General features: G+C 67.9%; 14 protein-coding genes. 5 read left to right on the plus strand and 9 right to left on the minus strand.

The features are described 5' to 3' along the window. Positions 1–661: 661 nt before the first annotated feature. Positions 662–1,486, plus strand: a complete 825-nt coding sequence (locus LN652_RS02575) for a GAF and ANTAR domain-containing protein (RefSeq protein ID WP_230443148.1) — start codon at positions 662–664, stop codon at positions 1,484–1,486. Between the two features lie 1,514 nt (positions 1,487–3,000). On the opposite strand, the gene LN652_RS02580 is transcribed toward LN652_RS02575, so the two are convergent. After that, positions 3,001–3,420, minus strand: a complete 420-nt coding sequence (locus LN652_RS02580) for a hypothetical protein (RefSeq protein WP_230443149.1) — start codon at positions 3,418–3,420, stop codon at positions 3,001–3,003. A gap of 1,042 nt (positions 3,421–4,462) precedes the next feature. On the opposite strand from LN652_RS02580, the gene LN652_RS22110 reads away from it, so the two are divergent. After that, complete coding sequence (locus LN652_RS22110) at positions 4,463–5,131, plus strand: IS110 family transposase (protein ID WP_407941541.1); 669 nt, start codon at positions 4,463–4,465, stop codon at positions 5,129–5,131. An 88-nt stretch (positions 5,132–5,219) separates the two neighbouring features. Next, the gene (locus tag LN652_RS22115; RefSeq protein WP_407941542.1) at positions 5,220–5,582 is read left to right on the plus strand and encodes a transposase; all 363 of its coding nucleotides are present in this window, start codon (positions 5,220–5,222) and stop codon (positions 5,580–5,582) included. A gap of 1,560 nt (positions 5,583–7,142) precedes the next feature. On the opposite strand, the gene LN652_RS02590 is transcribed toward LN652_RS22115, so the two are convergent. After that, a complete protein-coding gene (locus tag LN652_RS02590; protein WP_230443151.1) occupies positions 7,143–8,024 on the minus strand; it encodes a DUF6671 family protein in 882 nt (293 codons plus the stop codon). Beyond that, the gene (locus LN652_RS02595) at positions 8,021–12,073 is read right to left on the minus strand and encodes a putative inorganic carbon transporter subunit DabA (RefSeq protein WP_230443152.1); all 4,053 of its coding nucleotides are present in this window, start codon (positions 12,071–12,073) and stop codon (positions 8,021–8,023) included. Before LN652_RS02595 ends, LN652_RS02590 begins: the two co-directional genes overlap by 4 nt. Before the next feature lie 77 nt (positions 12,074–12,150). On the opposite strand from LN652_RS02595, the gene LN652_RS02600 reads away from it, so the two are divergent. Beyond that, entirely contained in the window at positions 12,151–12,435 is a 285-nt protein-coding gene (locus LN652_RS02600; RefSeq protein ID WP_230443153.1) for a helix-turn-helix transcriptional regulator, read from the plus strand. 68 nt (positions 12,436–12,503) lie between these two features. On the opposite strand, the gene LN652_RS02605 is transcribed toward LN652_RS02600, so the two are convergent. The 5 genes from LN652_RS02605 to LN652_RS02625 all read right to left on the minus strand — a co-directional run bounded on the left by LN652_RS02605 (position 12,504) and on the right by LN652_RS02625 (position 16,248). Beyond that, the gene (locus LN652_RS02605; protein WP_230443154.1) at positions 12,504–13,742 is read right to left on the minus strand and encodes a TerC family protein; all 1,239 of its coding nucleotides are present in this window, start codon (positions 13,740–13,742) and stop codon (positions 12,504–12,506) included. 635 nt (positions 13,743–14,377) lie between these two features. Beyond that, a complete protein-coding gene (locus LN652_RS02610; protein WP_230443155.1) occupies positions 14,378–14,884 on the minus strand; it encodes a YqhA family protein in 507 nt (168 codons plus the stop codon). Between the two features lie 54 nt (positions 14,885–14,938). Then, positions 14,939–15,301: a hypothetical protein gene (locus LN652_RS02615; protein ID WP_230443156.1), complete on the minus strand. Its 363-nt coding sequence runs from the start codon at positions 15,299–15,301 to the stop codon at positions 14,939–14,941. 157 nt (positions 15,302–15,458) lie between these two features. Next, positions 15,459–15,695 (minus strand): hypothetical protein, encoded by a 237-nt coding sequence (locus tag LN652_RS02620; protein WP_230443157.1) that lies wholly within the window; start codon positions 15,693–15,695, stop codon positions 15,459–15,461. A 241-nt stretch (positions 15,696–15,936) separates the two neighbouring features. Continuing rightward, positions 15,937–16,248, minus strand: a complete 312-nt coding sequence (locus tag LN652_RS02625) for a hypothetical protein (protein ID WP_230443158.1) — start codon at positions 16,246–16,248, stop codon at positions 15,937–15,939. A 47-nt stretch (positions 16,249–16,295) separates the two neighbouring features. On the opposite strand from LN652_RS02625, the gene LN652_RS02630 reads away from it, so the two are divergent. Further along, a complete protein-coding gene (locus LN652_RS02630; protein WP_230443159.1) occupies positions 16,296–16,640 on the plus strand; it encodes a hypothetical protein in 345 nt (114 codons plus the stop codon). 1,159 nt (positions 16,641–17,799) lie between these two features. Here the strand turns inward: LN652_RS02630 and LN652_RS02635 are convergent. Next, positions 17,800–18,153, minus strand: a complete 354-nt coding sequence (locus LN652_RS02635) for a DUF2784 family protein (RefSeq protein ID WP_230443160.1) — start codon at positions 18,151–18,153, stop codon at positions 17,800–17,802. Positions 18,154–18,160 lie beyond the last annotated feature (7 nt).

The raw sequence follows: 18,160 nt of genomic DNA on the forward strand, positions 1-18,160 counted from the left end.
GACAAGCGAGACCGACAAGCCAGACGCCGACTGCTTCGACCTCGCCGCGGCCTGGTACGTCTACCGGAGCGGCATCCACCGCCCCACGATCGGTGAGCTTCGCGACGAGCGGCCGGCAGATCCTTCGACCCGCACCGGACGTCAGAGTGGACGCAGCGGGGTCCAGCACAACTGCCGACACGTCGCAGACGCGGATCGGTCCTACCGGACCAGCGGCCTTGAGGACAACCGGTCGATGATCAAGGGCAACGCGGGACAGGACCGGCTCGTGGCCCATCTGTCGACCTGACACAGGATTGAGAGGACACGCGCGGCAGCGGCTCCGCAGAGTTTGGTCCGACCGCCCCGCAGGACGGTCGGCGCCACCATCATACAAGATACAAGGCGAGAGGTGGTCCCTCAAAATGTTCACCGCAACAATCGCAGCCCGCATCGAACCGACGATCCGGCGCACTGGAACAGCCCCCGTAGCCAGCGCAGTGCCGTCCGAGCCACCACCGAGGTCACGACCGCACACACCACACCGTCGGCTGGGGTGTTGTGTCTCGAGCTGCCCCGCAGGAGCTCCCGCCCGGCACCTTCGCTCTAACATGCGCTTCAGACCGCCATCCGTCCAGCCCCGAACACGCCCACGCTCGGGAGCCTGCTAGGAGTGCCGCCAGTGGACCGCCTTACCTTCAACCAGCAGTTGGCCGAGACCGCCCGACGCACCGCCGAAGCTAGCGACGGCGGGCACACTCTCGACCAGGCCGTGAACCTTCCCGTCGAGCTGATCCAACGGTGCTCGCTCGCCGGCATCGCCGTCATCCACTACAGCCACCGCTCGCATCAGCCACATCCGCTTGCCCACACCGCCGGCCCGGCCCGCCCCGCCCGCGACGAGAAGAACGACAGGCAGGCCGACGGGCAGGCCGACGGACGCGCACGAGACCACTCGGCACATCGAGCAGGCAGCATCGACAGCCCTGCCGTCAGCCACGACGACGCCCGCCGCGTCGACAAGCTCCAGCACGAGCTACGCCAAGGTCCGCTCATCGAACTCCGCCACGACGACACCGTCATCAGCGGCGACGTCGAGGCCGACACCCGGTGGCCTCGCTGGGGCGCGCGGGTGGCCGTCGACTTCCGGATCCGGTCTGCCATGGCTTTCCGACTCTTCAGCGACGGTTGCAGCCTCGCTGCCCTCAGCCTCTACGCCGAGGAACCCGAGGCATTCACCCGCGATGACCTGGCCGACGGCCTCGCGATGGCCGCGCACACCGGCGTCACACTCGCGTCGGTCCTCGAGCTCGACCAGATGCACACCGCACTGCTCACCCGACGCGTCATCGGTGAGGCCGTCGGGATGCTCCGCGAAAGATTCGACCTCAGTTCCGATCAGGCCTTCGCCGTCCTCAAACGGCTCTCCTCCCACCAGAACGTCAAACTGGCACGCATCGCGGAGCAGATCGTCGAGACCGGCCACCTCCCGGACCCATCTGCCTGAGCGAGCCGTCTTCAGGCATCCGGCTCGCGATTGTTGCGTGTCGACCACCGGCAACACATACGACGCAGCCACCCTGCCCGACGTGAAGGCGACCCCGACCGTCAAGGGGGAATCGAGGGCCGAGGTCTGTACTTGCCCCGGGCAAGAGACTGTGACCGGGTCGACTTGGCGAAACCGGCACATCTAAGTAGACGAGTCGGCAGTGGAAGCAGGCGTTCACGCCCACCAGCCTCGACCCTCACCCGCGCCGATCCCACGCCGCCCGCGCTCGCTTTCCTGCCCGCTGCGCCTGTGTCCAGGTGGTTGCCCAGCCGCGGGCATCGCGAGCAGCCCGCTGAAAGGTGGTGTGTTCCGAGGGCCGCAGGGCCCAGATCCTCACTCCGAGCGCTCTTGACCGACACGATCGCTGAGCAGCCCCCCAGCGACAGCGACATGTCTCTCGCCTCCGAGTCCGTGGAGACGCGGCGGCTCAGCGCGTTCCCGAACCGAGCGCATCGATCTTCCGCGACTTGGTGACATCCGCCACGCGCTCACACACCCATCGCACCACTCAACGGTCTCCCGCACCGTCGTTCGCTCCTCCGTCGTCATCCGTCGCAGTGCCTCGTCCGCTCGCCGTTCCGCGTCCGCCACCGCCAGGTCGCGCTCCGCGACTGCCGTCATGACCTCAACCGCCAACGCCTCCAACCGCCTGCTGCGGTCGAGCATCTCGGCCCGTCGCCTTCCCCGCGACTGTCCGCGCGTCGCGGCGGGCCGCCTGCCGCACCCCCTCGAGCACCCACGAATCGCCTCCACACCCCGACCTGACCGGCACACCTACGTCGCGCGCCCGCGCCGTGCGCCAAACTCGCTCAGACTTCACCCCAGCCAGCCACGTGCAACCTCAGAAGACCGACTGCTCTCCCTTCGCTGGGACGTCGCCTGTTCGCGGGATCGGCGGCGTTGGGCCCCATGAAACAAACGATCAGTGTGCTTGACCGTCCCACCCCGAATGACCGCGACCGCTCGTCCGCGGGCAGCGCCCCGCGCGATGCATGCAAGGGAGCCATTTGGTCTTTGCAGGGTGTGGGTACGCCCGGGGGACTCGATGTGTAGGAGATCCGCCGAATGGGCCACCGCCAGGGAACGCCGCCGAAAAGTCCATTGGACGAGTCTCAGCTAGTTCCGTCCCTCGGTGTCTGCGATCCGTCGGGCGTGGTCCACGAAGCTGCTTCCCACGTGAAAGGTCGCCGGTACGACTCTTGTCGAGGGCGGGCCGCACGCCGCAGAATCGGGCACCTCCGCCGGGTCCGCCGTACCGACGTGGCGCTGGTCGACGGCACTGCCGACCGCGCGGCGCCACGAGAATTGGCCTGCGGACCCGTGGCGTCGACCGCGCGGGCAGGCCGCAGAATGGTCGAGAGGCGAGGTCTCCGCCGATGCGCTCGACGTTGGAGACGCGAGACTTCATGGCTCGCGTCTGCTCGGCAACGACCCCTGCTTGAGGAGTCGCCGGCGGTGATGAGCGTTCGGCACTACCCGGCGGCCGAGAGCAGAGTGGCCAGCTCACCCGCGGTCCTACGGACTTGGACGATCATCAGCGAGAGGCTCACGTCCTCGGCGGTAACTGACAGCAGTAGGGTGCCGTGCCCATGGACTGGGGCTCCGCGGACCACGGTGCGAGACCGGCCGCCGATGAACTGGACGATCTCGATCTCCTCGACCGCTGAGTGGCGGGCGGTGGTCAGGCTTGCGCTCGCCGCTACGAGATCGCACGTGAGCCGGGCAATTGGGTCGAGGTCGTGGTCGGCCAGGCCGCGGGCGGCCAGCGGCCGCCCGTCAGGCATACACAACAGCACGGACGGGGTGGCGCCGAGGCGATCGGCTAGTGAGTCGATGTGGAACTGCCACAAGCGGTCGAAGCGTGCAATGACGGGATCGGGAGCGGTGGGCACATACGCCTCCCCGACCGGGCCGGGCTGATCTTCGGTGCGTTCGGGCCCGTGTCCCCTCACCCGAGCGTGATCGTGCGGACAAGCATCCACGTGCAAGGTATCGACTGTCATCGCGTCGCGACTGCTCGGCGCGCTCGCAGGCCCGGGGTCGGTGAGCGTAGGGCAGGCTGGCTCACGGCCCCTCGCTGGCGTGCCTGGTGCGGCAAGGGAGCCCTCTGGAGAACTCGGGCGGCGACGTCGGCGTCCCACCAAACTGACGACCCCCTCTGCGGTCTGCGTTGCGTCTGCGCCCATTCCTACCCCCTGATATGTCCTAATGACCCCGCCGTCACAACGGAGTTCCGCGAGCTGCGCCAGGCACTTCGGTTTGCCGGACGCGGTTCGGCAGTAGACGTCTGACCCAGCCCATGCTGAAGGAAGACGATGAGTCTTGTCCAAGGTTTGTCCACGGTTTCGGTTAAAATCTTGGATGCCCAAGCGAACTTGACACGGGGGAAGCGGCGTCGCCGGGCGAACTCGCCCGAGACCGACCGAACATCGCTGGCATGGGCTCCCCGCTCCGCTCGGCCGGTCATCGCTGTGACGTTGTCACCCAACCCGGGGCGCCGAAGCGGAGGTCGACGAAGTCGTTGGCCAACGCCAGCCTGATGCATGGAGATTGAGCTAGGTACGACAATGGCCGGGGGCGACATCCGTCGCGCCGATCCCGCATCGCCTCGGCTACCGCTTGGCGTCACAAGGTCCTCGAACGAGAGGTGATCGCACCTTCCGTCGGGATCGCCGGACACCACTTCAACTGTGAGAAGAATCAGGGGCTACCTGACCGGGGTCTGACCCTTGCTTACGACTGGCCGTGGTGCCTTGGCGTTGATCTGTCGGCCCCGGTCGGGTGGCGATCAGCGCACACGCCGGCTGGCCGGGAGGGCGGTGACCGAATAGGGGCCTGATCGCCAAACCGACCTCATCACAGTCCTGTCCTACCCGCCCGACCAGCTGGCATCGACCACCCAGCAGGCAGACCGGAAGGGCAGCCATGACCAGCATGACCGTCAAACCCGCCGAGCAGGTAGTGACCAGGCAGATCATCGTCGGCGTCGACACCCACAAGTACGTCCACGTTGCCATCGCACTGGACCAGCTCGGCACCCAACTCGCCGCGCAGCACGTCGCCGCCAATCGTGAGGGCTACGCACAACTAGAAGCGTGGGCTGCAGCGATGGCTGGCGACGGCCGCGTGAGCGCCTACGGCGTCGATGGCACGGGCAGCTACGGCGTCGGCCTGGCCAGCTTCCTGCGCCGCACCGGCCACCGCGTGATCGAGGTCAACCGTGGCGACCGCCGCAGCCGACGCAGCAACGGCAAGAGCGACACTCTCGACGCCGAGGCCGGTGCTCGTGCCGTGCTGGGCGGGCAGGCAGGCCAAGGCTGTCCCCAAGTCCGCCGACGGCGCAGCCGAGATGATCCGGCAGACCAAAATCGCCCGCGACACCGCCCGCAAAGCCAAGACCAGCGCCATCATCACCTTGAAGGCACTCATCGTCACCGCACCCGCCGAGCTGCGCGAGCAACTTGCCGGCCTTTCCGACAAGGTCCTCATCGACAAGTGCGCCTCACTGCGACCAGGCGCGGTCACCTCACCGACCGCGAGCACCAAGCACTCACTGCGCTCACTCGCCAAACGCTTCCAAGCGTTGGGAGCCAAGATCGGTGAGCACGACACGCTCCTCGACGACCTCACCCGCAACCACGCACCCACCCTGCGCCAAGGGCTCGGGATCGGGGCCGACACTGCCGCGGAGATGCTCATCGTCTTTGGGGACAACCCCGAGCGCGTTCACTCCGAGGCAGGCTTCGCCAAGCTCTGCGGCGCCAGCCCCATCCCGGCATCCTCCGGGATGACCAACCGTCACCGGCTCTCACGAGCCGGGCACCGAGAAGCGAACGCGGCGCTCTACCGGGCGGTGATCGTGCGGATGCGATTCCATCAGCCGACCATCGACGACGTCGCTCGCCGTACTACCGACGGACTGTCCAAACGCGACATCATCCGATGCCTCAAGCGCTACCTGGCGCGCGAGGTCTACCAAGCCGTCATGACCGACCACCGCGCACCACAAGACGCCACGAGCCCCAGGCCGCCGCGACGAAGTCTTGACCTATAGGGGCGTCTGTGAACTGAGGCGACGCACCCCAGGGCCCGCCCGTTGGTCAAGGAACGGCGTTAGGGGGTTGGTTGATCCAGGTCGGCGGCAGCCCGCCTGCACAGACGTCTGCGCAAGACGTTCTCACAGTGTCTTGCCTCAGCCCGATCGTTACGAACTCAAAGTGCCCAAACTGGATCCTCGGTGGACAGTGGCCCGATGCTCGGCAATGTGCGAGTCGTGATCACCCTCACCCACGGGAGGGTTAGCGAGGTAGCGAAGTGCCCACTTTGGCCACCGTAGCTACGCGGCCATCTTGGTGATGGGCGAACAGCCAGGCGGGCCCCTCTCGCTCGGCAAGCTCAACCAGGTGTTCAACGGCGTCGGAAAGAGATTCGTGCACGTCGAACTGCTGTCGTCCGCGGCGGCACTCCCACTCCCCCTCGCTCGTCTCTATCGCCCTGAAGAACCACATTGCAGTAGCACATCACCGCCGGCGTCGCGGCGAAAGGGCCAGTCGGCCCCGTCACGCGGGACGAACGTCACCCCCGAGACGTCAGCAGTGTCGGCAAACCCCGACGAGTTATCGATGACGTCTGACGACTAACCCGCGTCGCCGTTCAGTGAGGGTCGCTGGAGGGTCGCTGGAGGGTCGCTGGTAACCCGAGGGTGGAGACCGTAGTGGAGCCAGTAGCGGCACCCGATAGGGATTTCAGAGATCCAGCGCTGCAACCTCGTCAGGTCACCCTCATGGGGTACCACCTTCTGCGCTGTCACGGCCAATCGGTCCCGAATGCCCGGGTGCCGCAGGGGCCGGGGTCACCGCTCACTCGACCATAGGCCCCTCCTCTCTCGGCGTGGCGCGGGCGCAGCCCGCAGGCGCGAGCAGACCGCAGGCGCGAGCAGTGTTGTCCCACCCCGTCGGTGCCGTGCTCCCGAGCGCTCGGTACTTGACCCGGAGCTCGGGCTAGGTGCCGAGCTTGTGGAGCACGTCGCCAAGCCGGTCGGTTGGTTCGAGGACCACTCTTTCGATCCCGCGCCGGTCTAGGACAGCAAGCACGCTTGGGAGGAAGGTGGCCTCCTCGCCCGGTTGGAAGGCGACCACTGCCAGACGCGGCCGCCGTTCGTCGCAGAGGGAATCGACTTGGTCTAGACCATGAGCCGTCGCGACGCACCTGATGCCGGCTCCCGTCGTTCAAGGAACCGTGTGAGGAGTTCACTGATCAACTCACTCGACGTGACCACGATGACCGTCTTGTCGCCCGACATTGTCCCGCCTTTCTTCTTCGTCGCCCCCCCACGAGGTAGCACCCGCGCTTCCCGTTGGTCTTGGTGCTGGCAATCGCAGGATGCGACGCGACGTTGCAGTCTGTGTGACGACGCGGTACCAGGGGCGCCGTCGTTTGCGACGGGCCGGGCGTGGGGCGGCTGCTGCTGATGCTGTCGAATTGGGGGGTGGCATGGGCGGGTGTGGGTGCGGGCGGATGGGACATTGCGGCGTTGCGGGTGGCGATGCTCGGCCGCGCGCGTGGTCTGAAGGTTTGCATCACACATCCAAGGAGGGAGACGAGTCGGGGATACTCAGGGGTTGCATTCCGGACAGGTTCCCGGATCGGCTCGATCGCTTCCTTCGAGGGTCTGGGTGTCGGTGTGGTGGCAGGCCGGGCAGGAATACACGTGATGGCGCACGGTAGTCGTGGGTGTGCCGCACCAGCCGCAGGGTGCTCCGCGTCGCGAGCGTTCGTACCCGAAGCCGAATGAGGAGCAGGCGGGGCAACGGGTCGCCAGGCGGAGTGCGAGGTCTCGGGCGGCGGCTTGGATGAGGCTGTGGCGTGGTGTGCAGTGGTGTGCGCGTAGGTCGGTCTCGATGGTCGCGCGCCCAGTCTCATCGTGCTCAACTGCCGCTCGCACAGCATCGCGAAGATGCTCGGTGCTGGCGATGCCTTTGGTGATGCCGCGGCCGTCGGTGTGGGGTGTAGTGGGTCGGACGACGAGACGCTGGGTGCCAGAGGCGAGCAGGTCGCGAAACTCGTGCAGATCTTGATCCGGGGTCTGGGTTCGCCTCACAGCCCAGGGCGCTCCCCCGGTCGCCGTGCCGACGATGGTGAGGCCGGTGGAGGCTTCGATGAGGGCGACGTGCTCGACCTGCACGGTGATGAACCCGACCTCCGGGTGGGGAGAGAAAGAGCCTTCGGAGCCGATCCCCAGGTTGAGTCCGGATTCGTGACATGCCCACCGTGCCTTGACGGCGGCGGTATGGCGGGGAGTTCCGGGTCGGGGGGTCTCCCCGGTGAACGTTCCCAGCGCGTCGGTGTCCACAGCTGCGGTCTGCAGGCGGAGACCGTGGGGCCCTCCGAGCGCGCGGGCGATGGTCAGCGTCTTGCGATGCTTGGTCGCGACCGCAGCCCGCGCGCCCGCCAGGTCGTGTCCGTGCGGAAGCTGGGAGGGGCTTTGGCTGCTCATCGGGGGCCGACCTCGCCGCGATTGGACTCCTGGCCTTGGTCGGGAGTCGGCCAACGGCGCGGTGGCTGCGTCGTCGTGCGGCTCACGTGGGCAGGATCTGTTTCGCTGGCGAGAATGGTGGCGATGTCGACCACGTGGCCGCGGTCGAGGGCGACGAGTCGCATCCAGTTGTTGGTGAGCAGTGTCATGACGCCTGGGCTCTGTCGTACAGCGGATGCGAGCAGGGCAGGGTCGGCGTCGATGACGACGAGGTGCCGCGACGGGACGTGTTGGGGCCGGCTGCTCGAGTCCGGGTGAGTTCCGGGGTCGCGGGCGAACAGGGCTTGCCAGGGCAGTCCGGTGCGGAGGTCGCCGTGAGCTCCGGTGAGGACACCGATGTCACCGACGACGTTGTGGGTGGTCTTGTCGCCGGAGCCGAGGACGGTGGGCGCGACGGAGGAGAACCAGTACTGCGAGGCGATCCACTGGCTGACGATGACGGGTGCGTTGAGGATCGCGGTGAGTACGGTCCCGTCGGGGTCGTCGTGGCGATTGTAGGAGTGCAGGAACGTGCGGCCGGCGAGGTCGATGCCGCGGGTGAGGTGGCGTGGCCCGACGATGATGGCCGCACAGCCCGCTAGTCCCCACTCGGGCATGGGTTCGGACCAGTCGGTGGCCCGTGCTTCCAGGCTGCCGCCGGTGCTTCCTCGACGAGGTGTGGCCCTGCGCCCGTGGGTGGGCAGGCGGAGCCGACGCTCGGCTGCGGCCACGCGGCCGGCCGCGTCGACTGCGGGCTGGACCAGCGCGGCGGCCTCGACATCGGCCGGCGAGGAGATCTGCAAGGTGACGCGGTCGGTGGTGGTGTCGTGCAGCGCGGCTAGCACCCGGGTGGTGTCCGGGAGATGGATGCCTCGGTGGTCGAGCTCCGCGCGAACCGCGGGGTCGTTGAGGACCTGGGCCATGGCCATCGCGTTCAGCAGGCCGGGGTTGCCACCGCAGGCGCCGCAATCGTAGGCCGTGGCGTAGGCGTTGTTCTCGGTCGTCGAGCCGTGCCCGGCCAGGATCAGGACGGGAGCGAACCCGCTGGTCAGACCGATGGTGCGCAGCATGGCCTCGGCGGCACCGGCGCGCTCCCGGCTGTCAAGGTCTCGGCTGGGGTCGGCCAGGTCTCGCAACATGATCGGCCCGGCGTTGCGGTGACCTCGAACGGACCGGTCGAGGATGCGCCGCCACGTCCGCGGTGCGAGGTTGGCGGCCACGGCGGCCGCGAACGCTAACGCTCCGGCGGCCTCGGCCACCCCGAAGGCGAGTCCTGGACGGGCGGCGACCCGGGTGGCGGCGAGGCTCATCGCGGGAATGATGTCGAGCCGCTGGTGAGCGACATCGATCTCGATGGTGGGGGTGACGATGACCGGGCACTGGTCGAACGACGTGCCTTCCGGGAGGTTTACGCGGCCGGTGATCCCGAAGAACCCGGCGAAGCCGAACGTCTCGTGCGGCCCCATCGATTCCAGATGGCGTCGCATGGGCTCGGAGCGGACGTCGATGCACCACACCGACTGACTGACAGGGGCAACTGCCGCACTGGCCAACGAGCTCGCGATCAGGTTCGTGGTGGAGGTTCGCGTCGAGGAAGTGCCTGTCGACGCCTGGGACTGGCGCTCGGCGAGAGGGCGGCAGAGCAGGTCCTGGGTGCTCCGGTCCAGCGCATCGAGCCAGACCTTCTGGAGCAGCAGGTAGTTCGTCGCCCCCTCAGCCGGGTCGTTCCGCGTCGAGGTCGGTGGGGCGAGGACGGGGACACCGTGCAGGACGGTGAGCGCCAGCCGGAGCGCAACCAGCTCGACGAGCGGGTCGGCGGTGCCGCTGCGTCGGGCGCGCCACTGGGCATGTGCCACCCAGCCCGGCCCGGCGGCGAGGAGGGACGTGACGACGTCGAACAGGTCCTCGGAGCCGTGTCCGGCGCGGTCGAGGAGGACGCCAATGGCTCGTACGGGGTCCTCGGGCAGCGAGTCGGCCAAAATGCGGGCGCCGCGTGAGCCGCTGGTTGCGCCGTAGCTCGGGTGGCGGGCCGAGTGCTTCCACAGCCGCCACGGGCCATGTAGGTCTGCCGTGCGATCTTCGGCGCGATGCCAGGCTCGCGCCGACCACACGTGGGCGTGCGCGAGGGGGCGGCTTGCGCCCGCAGCCGCGCCTGCCTCTGTCGAGGGGCGGCGTCGCGCGGATTTGGGTGACGTCTCGTGGGTTGCTGTGAGTGCGGGCTGATCGAGGGCGACGATGTCACGGGTCAGGTCGACCAGCCCGTCGGCGCCGCGGGGCCCACCGCCGACGCCGTGGTCGTCCATAGCGCGCTCCAGTTCCGCGTCACTGATCTGGCCTTGGTCGTACAGGTCGAGGAACCAGTCGAAGGAGGGCCTCAATCTGGCTGCGTGGAACCGCTCACCCAACGCCAAGGCGGTGTCGAAGGGCAGGACTTCCAATCCGGCGAGCGGGTTGACGGCGACGGTGGCACGCAGCGGCCATGCGGGCCCCATGAGCTTGCCGGCCATCTCGACCGTCTTCCGCACAAGCGCATCAGTCTCGCGGTCCGCGGGCCCTTGTGGCGTGATCGTGGTCGCCGAGATCCCGCGAGCCGGGTGCGGGTCGCGGATCCGGGCAGGAAGACCAGGCAAGCCGGCGCGCGGGGGCAGCGAGGTCGAGGACACGAGCGTGGCCACGGGGTGGTCGCTGCCGGGGTGCAACCTGACGGCCGTCCAGGCAAGCAGGGCCACTGCAATGACTGCCGTAGCCGCCATGAGGGCGCCCCAGTCGAGCGCCGGGTGCGACAGATCCGTCCGGACGCTGACCTGCTGCTCGAACACGACGGCCACGAACAGGTAGGTCGCGATCGCGAGGCCGCCGCTCGACGCGACGACCGACCGCACCGCGAGGCCGGTGCCCTCCAACGCCGCTGCTTCCACCCCGACGGCGAGACCAAGGACCACCGCGGTGCCCAGCAACAACAGGTGTATTGGTGAGGCCGACGGGCTGTCCGAGCCCCCCACCCCCGCCGCTATCAGCAGCGCCGCCGCGGGAGCGAGGGCGAGGACGGACATCGCCCCGGCCTGAGACCACACCACCGGACCCCTGGAGGACTCCCGTCGCGCTCGCACCACCGCGCCGCCGGCACGGAGGAACAACCAGGCCTTCCACGCGCCATGACTCATCAGGTGCAACAGCGCTGCGGCCGGGGCACCAAGGCCGACCTGCAGGGCCATCCACCCCATCTGCGCCGACGTGGAAGCGGCGAGCCGACCCTTCACGTCCGGGCGCACCCGCTGCTCCAACGAGCACCACACCACCGTGACCAGGCCGGCGACGGCCAACACCAGCAGGACCGCCGGCTGCGCGCTCAGCAGGTCCCACTGCAGCACCGCGATGACTCCCGCCGCGTTCACGATCCCTGCGTGCAGCAGCGCCGACACAGGGGACGGGGCCTCCGCCGTCTCGGGCAGCCACCGGTGGAATGGCGCGAGCGACGAACGAACGGCTCCGGCAACGACGATGAGCACCGCGATCAGTGTCGCCTGGGTCGAACCCAGTGCCGAGCCGGTGTCAGTCCCGTCCAGCCTCAGGCCAGACGCAGCAGCAACGATGACCGCCACCCACAGCAGACCGCTCGACAGAGCCATCGACCGCTGGACGTGCCTACCCGCCGCGTCGGCGTTCACGGTTCCCGTGTGCGAAACCAGGCTCGCCAACAGCACCCCACTCATCGTCCACACAACCGCGAGAGTGAGCAGGTTCCCGGCCAGCACGAGGATCAGCAGGGACACGGTGACACCCACGAACAAGGCGCCGAAGCGACCCAACCGGTGCTGCCCACGCAAGTTGGTCGAGCTGTAGCCGGCCAGCAGCCACGTCAGCGCCGCGATGTAGGTGAACAGGATCAGGTTGACCAACCCGAACTCCAACCGCAACGGCCCCGCGTCCACCGATGGCGTGCCGCCGACGGACAACCGATGGGCAAGCCCCACCAGGCCGGCGAGAATCAGGCAAGCCAGGACAGGGCGGAGGAGGCGCAGAACTGTCATAGGCATCATGATACCGGTATTTAACTACCGGCATATCAACTGTGAGCCACGCCACGCCGGCGGGTTAGGGTGCGTGCGTGACCTCGACTGAGCGTTCCTGGACCTTCTTGAGCAACCACGGTCATGTCCTGGTGCTGGTGGCGCGTGAGCCCGGCGTCTTGTTGAGCGAGCTGAGCCACCGCGTCGGCATCACCGAGCGTGCTGCGCGCAGCATCCTGCGTGACCTGGAAGCTGCGGGCTACCTCAGCCGCACCCGGGTGGGGCGACGCAATCGCTACGAGGTGCACCCGAATGGTCCCCTGCGCCACCCGGAGGAGTCGACGGCGATGGTGAGCGACCTCCTCGCCATCTTCCCGCGGTAGGCCGGGCGGCGGACGCCTGGGGCACGGAGGATGGGTACGCAGCAAGAGGGCGGAGAAGGGATGGCCCCTCAGGGGTGAGGTGGCAGCAGCGTCGAGGGTCCCACCGGTTCGGCCTCGCCGCGGTCGACGGCGGCGGCGTGGCTGTCTTGGGCACGCCGCAGCAAGTTCATCAGGTCGTCCTCGTCGCGTGCCTTCTGCCGGTACTTCGGTCCGAGGGCAACGATCTGGTCGCGCTCGGACAGCAGGAGTGCGTAGATGCGTTCACGCTCCGCCGGGTCGGTGGTGTATTCGGAGTCCAGGTAGGCGCTGGCGTGGCGGCGGGCGTTGGCAATGGCGTTGCGGGACTTTCCGGCAGGGCTGTAGAGCGAGGCGAGCACCGTGACCAGCAGGATGCCGAGGATCACGCTCAAGGAGACGACCGTGCTGATCTCGGTCACCTTGATCGGCTCGCCGTCGTTGACGAAGGGGAGGTTGTTCTCGTGCAAGGCGTGCAGGATGAGCTTGACGCCGATGAACGCAAGGATCGCGGAGAGCCCGTACGACAAGTAGATGAGCCGGTCGAGAAGACCCTCGATGAGGAAGAACAGCTGACGCAGCCCCATCAGCGAGAACGCCACCGCGGTGAAGACCAGGTAGGTGTCCTGGGTCAGGCCGAAGATGGCCGGGATCGAGTCGAGCGCGAAGAGGATGTCAGTGCCTCCGATGGCGACCATGACTAGCAGCATCGGGGTCATCGCGCGCCGGCCGTTGTGCATCGTGAAGAGCTTGTCGCCGTCGTAATGCTCGGTCGTGTGGATGACCTTGCGTGCGGTTCGGACGACGAAGTTGTCTGCCGTGCCCTCGTCGTGGTCCTGATGAGACTTCAACATGTTTCCCGCGGCCAGGATCAGGATGAGCCCGAAGGCGTAGAAGACCCACGCGAAGGAGTTGATCAGTGCGGCACCCAGGAAGATGAACCCCGTCCGCGCGATCAGCGCGAACACGATGCCGAACAGCAGCACCTTCTGCTGGTCCTCGCGGGGGACTCGGAAGCTGCTCATGATGATGAGGAACACGAACAGGTTGTCCACCGAGAGCGCCTTCTCAGTGATGTAGCCAGCGAAGTACTCCCCACCCGGCGTGGTCCCACCGACGACGAGGATTCCGAGTCCGAACACGATCGCGATGCCGACATAGAGCGCCGACCAGTACGCCGCTTCCCGCAGCGCCGGGACGTGAGCCTTGCGCACGTGGAAGTAGAAGTCGAAGAGCAGTAGGCCCACGATCCCGGCGATCGTCAGCCCCCACACGAGTGGCGAGACGTCCACGGCTCATGCTCCAGGTAGCGGACGAGAGGCAACGAGCTGAGGGGCTCGCGTGACACCAGACGTCGCATCGACATGCCCCTCGGGCGTGCGGTCCGCACGCCCAGCCGGTGCCGATCGGTATCGGCGAGCCTTCCCGCGGGGCGCCCACCTACGAGCCGAAGGCACCATTCGCGCACCGAGCGCGGCCAGCACCACAGCGAGAGCTGCGACCTCACCGAGATCCCCAAACGAGATCACGAACCATGCTTCTCGCATGTCATCCACCAGACACCTCCACACGCTCGAGCCACTGCCGAGCAGTCGGAGGTCTTCCCCACCGCGATCACTTCGACGCGGCCGTGACACCGGGCCGAACATGGTCGACCGTGGTGACGATGTCATCGAGAACGGGGTACTCCCCTCACCTCAGATGATCCGCGTTGCCGGGTTTCCCTGTCAACAGGCAGATGGGTCGACAAGGAGGTGGGTATCTCTGCTTCGCGGGTCGACGTCGCGGCCGGCATGGCCGGCATGGCCGGGTCTGCAGCCACACCCGTCGATGGAGGCTCACCCATCGCCCGAAGGTGCTCGTTGTGGTTCCTGGGCGACCGCTCATCGGGGCAGTCCCCAGCTAGAACGACACCAGTGGGCGCCGCTCAGCGGCGCCAGCGCATGAAGAGGACCAGGAGCCCGCCGACGAGGGTGACCGCGATGCCCGTCGCGAGCAGCTGTTGGGGCGCCGGGTCCTGGACGAGTTCCTCCAAGAAGCGCACCACCAGCACAAGCACCAACGTTCCGGCGACCTTGGCTTCTAGTTCGTCGAACGTGTGCGTTGCCAGACTCTCCGGCAAGGCCAGGTCGCCGACACAGAGCTCCCACAACCCCAGGCCCACTTGGAGCAGCACGACACCGGCGAGGATCGTGTCGATGCTCTCGAAGAGGTAGACCAAGGCGTCCTCCCCCGGGCCGGTGCGAGAGGTCACAGCTGCGAAGAACTGCACCGCCTTTCCACCTGCCCAGGCGAATGTGGCGGCGCAGACCACCAAGGCGATGACGGATCCGATGGCGGCCAGGTATCGGGTCGATTCCAAGACGCGCCGCAGGGCTGGCGGTCTGGTCATGCCTGGCGGCTGATCAGCGGGTGCGGATGTCTCGTGGGCCATGGCGTTCCTTCTTTGGCGGGGTGGGCTGTCCCCGGCGTTCAGAAGTGCGTGGGCCTAACGCGTTCCGGGGGCGTGTCGAACCTGCATGATCGCGCCTACGACGATGCCGGCACCACCGCCCACCATGGTGACGGTGACGGAGGTGGGGTAGTCGCGAAGTGCGCCAAGGAGTAGAAGTGTTCCACCTGCCAGCGCCGTGACTGCAACGGCCGACGAGGCGTCGGTCGCGCGCAACCACATGGTGCCCATGATCGCGATGGTCGTTGCGGCCGACACCCAGGTCCCGGCGGCGTTACCCACCGGATCGTTGGGGAACAGCCCCCACGAGGACCACAGCACTCCCACCGCGCTCAGCAGGGTCAGCAGCCATCCGATGTCGCGAGATGGTTCCAGTGGTGAGAGGTCCTCGCGTGCCATGCGATGCCGTCGGGGGTTGGTCGGGTGACTGCCATCAGCTCCCGGTCGGCTGACGCTCACGTGGGCTCCTTTCGTGAGGGACGTTGCATATGGGCGAACGCGTGTCGCGCGTCGTGCGCGGCGTACTGACATCGCCAACCATCGTTGCGGCTTCGATTCACCTGGACTTCAGGAGCGCGATTCCCCCGAACTCGTGCAGTTGCGCGTCGTCGACGAAGGCGATGAGGTTGCCGGCGTGGATGGCGTGCTCGAGCAGGTCGTCAATCAGGTCGTGAGACGCAGGCCCCCCACCTTCTCCGGGCGGTCGAGGGTGCACGTAGCCCTGTTCGACGACAAGGGTGCCCGTGATCCGGTTCGCCACGGCCGCCCAGCAACCGTCCAGCCCGGCCACCACCTGCTCGGGATCGTTGAGGCGGACTCGTACACGGCATCGAGGGTCTGCTGACCACGGCGGTGCAGATAGTCCTCCAGACACAACGCTGACGCTGTGAACAGCTGGTCCGGTTTGTCGGCGGTCGCGCCGACAACGACGCCCGCGAGGCGCTGTAGCCAGCGCGCCGTGCTCTTCAGCTCGTCCACGAGTGCCGCGTCGCCGGCCAGGACCAACGGAGCAGGACGCTCTGCCCGTAGAGGTGTCATGCAGGCGTCGATCCGGGCGAGCAGCCGTCGATCCGGGCGAGCAGGTCGCTGCGGTCGTCGGCCTCGCGCCCGGCACCGCGCCCGGCACCGCGCCCGAGACCCGACTCCGGGTCGGATCTGTCGAGGCCTGGCGAGGCCATGAGCCGCGCACTGCCGACGGGGAGACGCTCAACCGTGTCCAGCAGCGTGACGCGCGCGGCCACCCAGTACACCCGAGCTCCGAACTCGTCGACGCGTAGGACCAGGTGCGGCGGCGTCCGGTGCAGCGCCCGGAGCACGTCACGAGTGGCGAAGGTGGACTCGACCACGACCTTCTGATGGACCGCCACCGAAGAGCCCAGGCTCGCGACATGCTGTGGCTGACGAACAGCCCGAGAGCGTTCTGCGTGCCCGAGTCCTGCGCGATGCGGGCCTGTCGTCGCAGTTCGTACATCAACCGCTCGCGGCCGCCCAACGCTTGGTCGACCAGACGTCGCTCGGCGTCGAGAAGCAGGTCTTCGAGGCGTTCGCGATCCGCGATCGCCATCCGTGCACCCGGGGTCGTTGGCATCAGCACGGAGATGCAGGGGTAACCACCGGCCGAGGTCAGATGCGCGGCAGCCTCCGGTGTGAGGTCGCGCGGAATTGCTCTGACGCCCCCGCCGACGTGGTCGGCATCCGTGCTGAGGGGCGAATCCACACCATCGGGAGCGCGGACTGAGGCGCCGCGCCGGTCACCGTGGATCACGACACATCTCCTTCCGGACGCCGCAGTGCGGCGGTACGCCGCTCGCGGACCGTCATGGCGTCCGCCGAGCGAACCGACGCGCCCATCGAACGCGGCCCGCGTTGGGGTGGACCCGGACGACGTCGATCCGCACGAGCGGGGTTCCCGGCCACAACTGAGCGACCTCCCCTTCGCGGTCGGCGACGTCAAGTGTCATGCGTCGTTCCCACAGGAGGTGGAGCTCAGGGTCGCGCGAGACCGGAGAGCGGGGAACGATCAGGATCAAGTGGGCCTCGTCACCGGCGGACACCCACCGGTGGAGCTGATCGATGACGTCCCACGACAGTGGCATTCCTGCGTCGGCGCGCACGTGGGGCCTGCCCTCGCACCGTCGAACCCCGCGGGGGCCCGTCGCTTCAGCGGGGCGGGGCACGGCCCGCGCCACGAGCGCGTCGAGCGAACATTCGTTCGAGCGCGGGCGCCCAGGTCCCCCGATGCCACGCCGCCATACCCCCGCGCCCTCCAGGCCTCCCTGACCGCGCCCGGCTCGTGTTCGAACCGCACCATCACGCGACTCACATCGGATCCCGCAACGCCCGCGAGGTCGTCAAGACGGTCGCGAAGGTTGCTATCCGCCGTGGCAGCACTACGCCGCCGCACGAGCGAGAGCAGTCCGCGGTGCGGGATCGTCAGCGTGACGTGCACGCAGCCCCCGGCCTGGAGATGACGTGCGACCTCGTCGAGGTCCGTGCGCGCCCAGGCACCCGACACAGGGAGTCGCACGTGGGGGTGAATCGGGCCGCCGCTCTCGGGCACTGCAGCGACAGGCAGCCTGAGGAGCATCATGGAAGCCTCCCCCGCGCGTCAACGTGTGGGCCGTCAGAGCCACCGTCGGGCAGGGACCCGGAGAATGGATGTCGCCGCTTGCGCCGTGCCGCAGCGACCCCCTGACCGCGACGCACGCCGATCCAACCGACGTCACGAGCCCACCAGAGACTCAACCACAGCACCACTGCCACGAGGATGAGAAGGTCGTCCATGTTGATCACCACCGTTGTCGTCGGTCCGGGCCTCGTTGCCCGGCTGGTGATCAGGAGTGGTCTCTCCCGTCCCGGTTATGGAACCCGGTCGCCGAGCCGAGCAGGCGGGCTGATCAGCCGTGGTGCGCGGTCGGGGCCACGGTCACGACCGCGGCGACGGTCGCAGCGACGAGTTCCTCCCGCAGGCGCACGGCCCGCTGCGTCACCTCCGCGCTCACACTTACGGCTCCCTCACCGGCGCCCCGCACCGCACGCCGCCGCAGCCGCAACACCACAAAGGCGTACGTCGCGAAGATGACCACCAGATCGGTCGCATACACGAAGGCCTGGGTGCCGTCGGGAAGGAGGATCCCGAAGATGTAGTGATCGAGAAAGGAACCGGAGTACGGCGTGCCACCGGCGCGTTCGATCAAGTCCTTCTCAAGCACCGTCAGGGGACAGCCGCCCTGGCTGCGCAGGTGCTTCAACTGCTCG

The sequence above is a fragment of the Nocardioides okcheonensis genome (assembly GCF_020991065.1).
GTDB lineage: Bacteria > Actinomycetota > Actinomycetes > Propionibacteriales > Nocardioidaceae > Nocardioides > Nocardioides okcheonensis.

Excerpts from the sequence above, each read along its gene's own strand:
- LN652_RS22115 (WP_407941542.1), top strand. The coding sequence starts at position 5,220 with ATGCTCATCGTCTTTGGGGACAACCCCGAGCGCGTTCACTCCGAGGCA.
- LN652_RS02595 (WP_230443152.1), bottom strand. The coding sequence starts at position 12,073 with ATGACAGTTCTGCGCCTCCTCCGCCCTGTCCTGGCTTGCCTGATTCTC.
- LN652_RS02615 (WP_230443156.1), bottom strand. The coding sequence starts at position 15,301 with ATGGCACGCGAGGACCTCTCACCACTGGAACCATCTCGCGACATCGGA.
- LN652_RS02610 (WP_230443155.1), bottom strand. The coding sequence starts at position 14,884 with ATGGCCCACGAGACATCCGCACCCGCTGATCAGCCGCCAGGCATGACC.
- LN652_RS02590 (WP_230443151.1), bottom strand. The coding sequence starts at position 8,024 with ATGAGCAGCCAAAGCCCCTCCCAGCTTCCGCACGGACACGACCTGGCG.
- LN652_RS22110 (WP_407941541.1), top strand. The coding sequence starts at position 4,463 with ATGACCGTCAAACCCGCCGAGCAGGTAGTGACCAGGCAGATCATCGTC.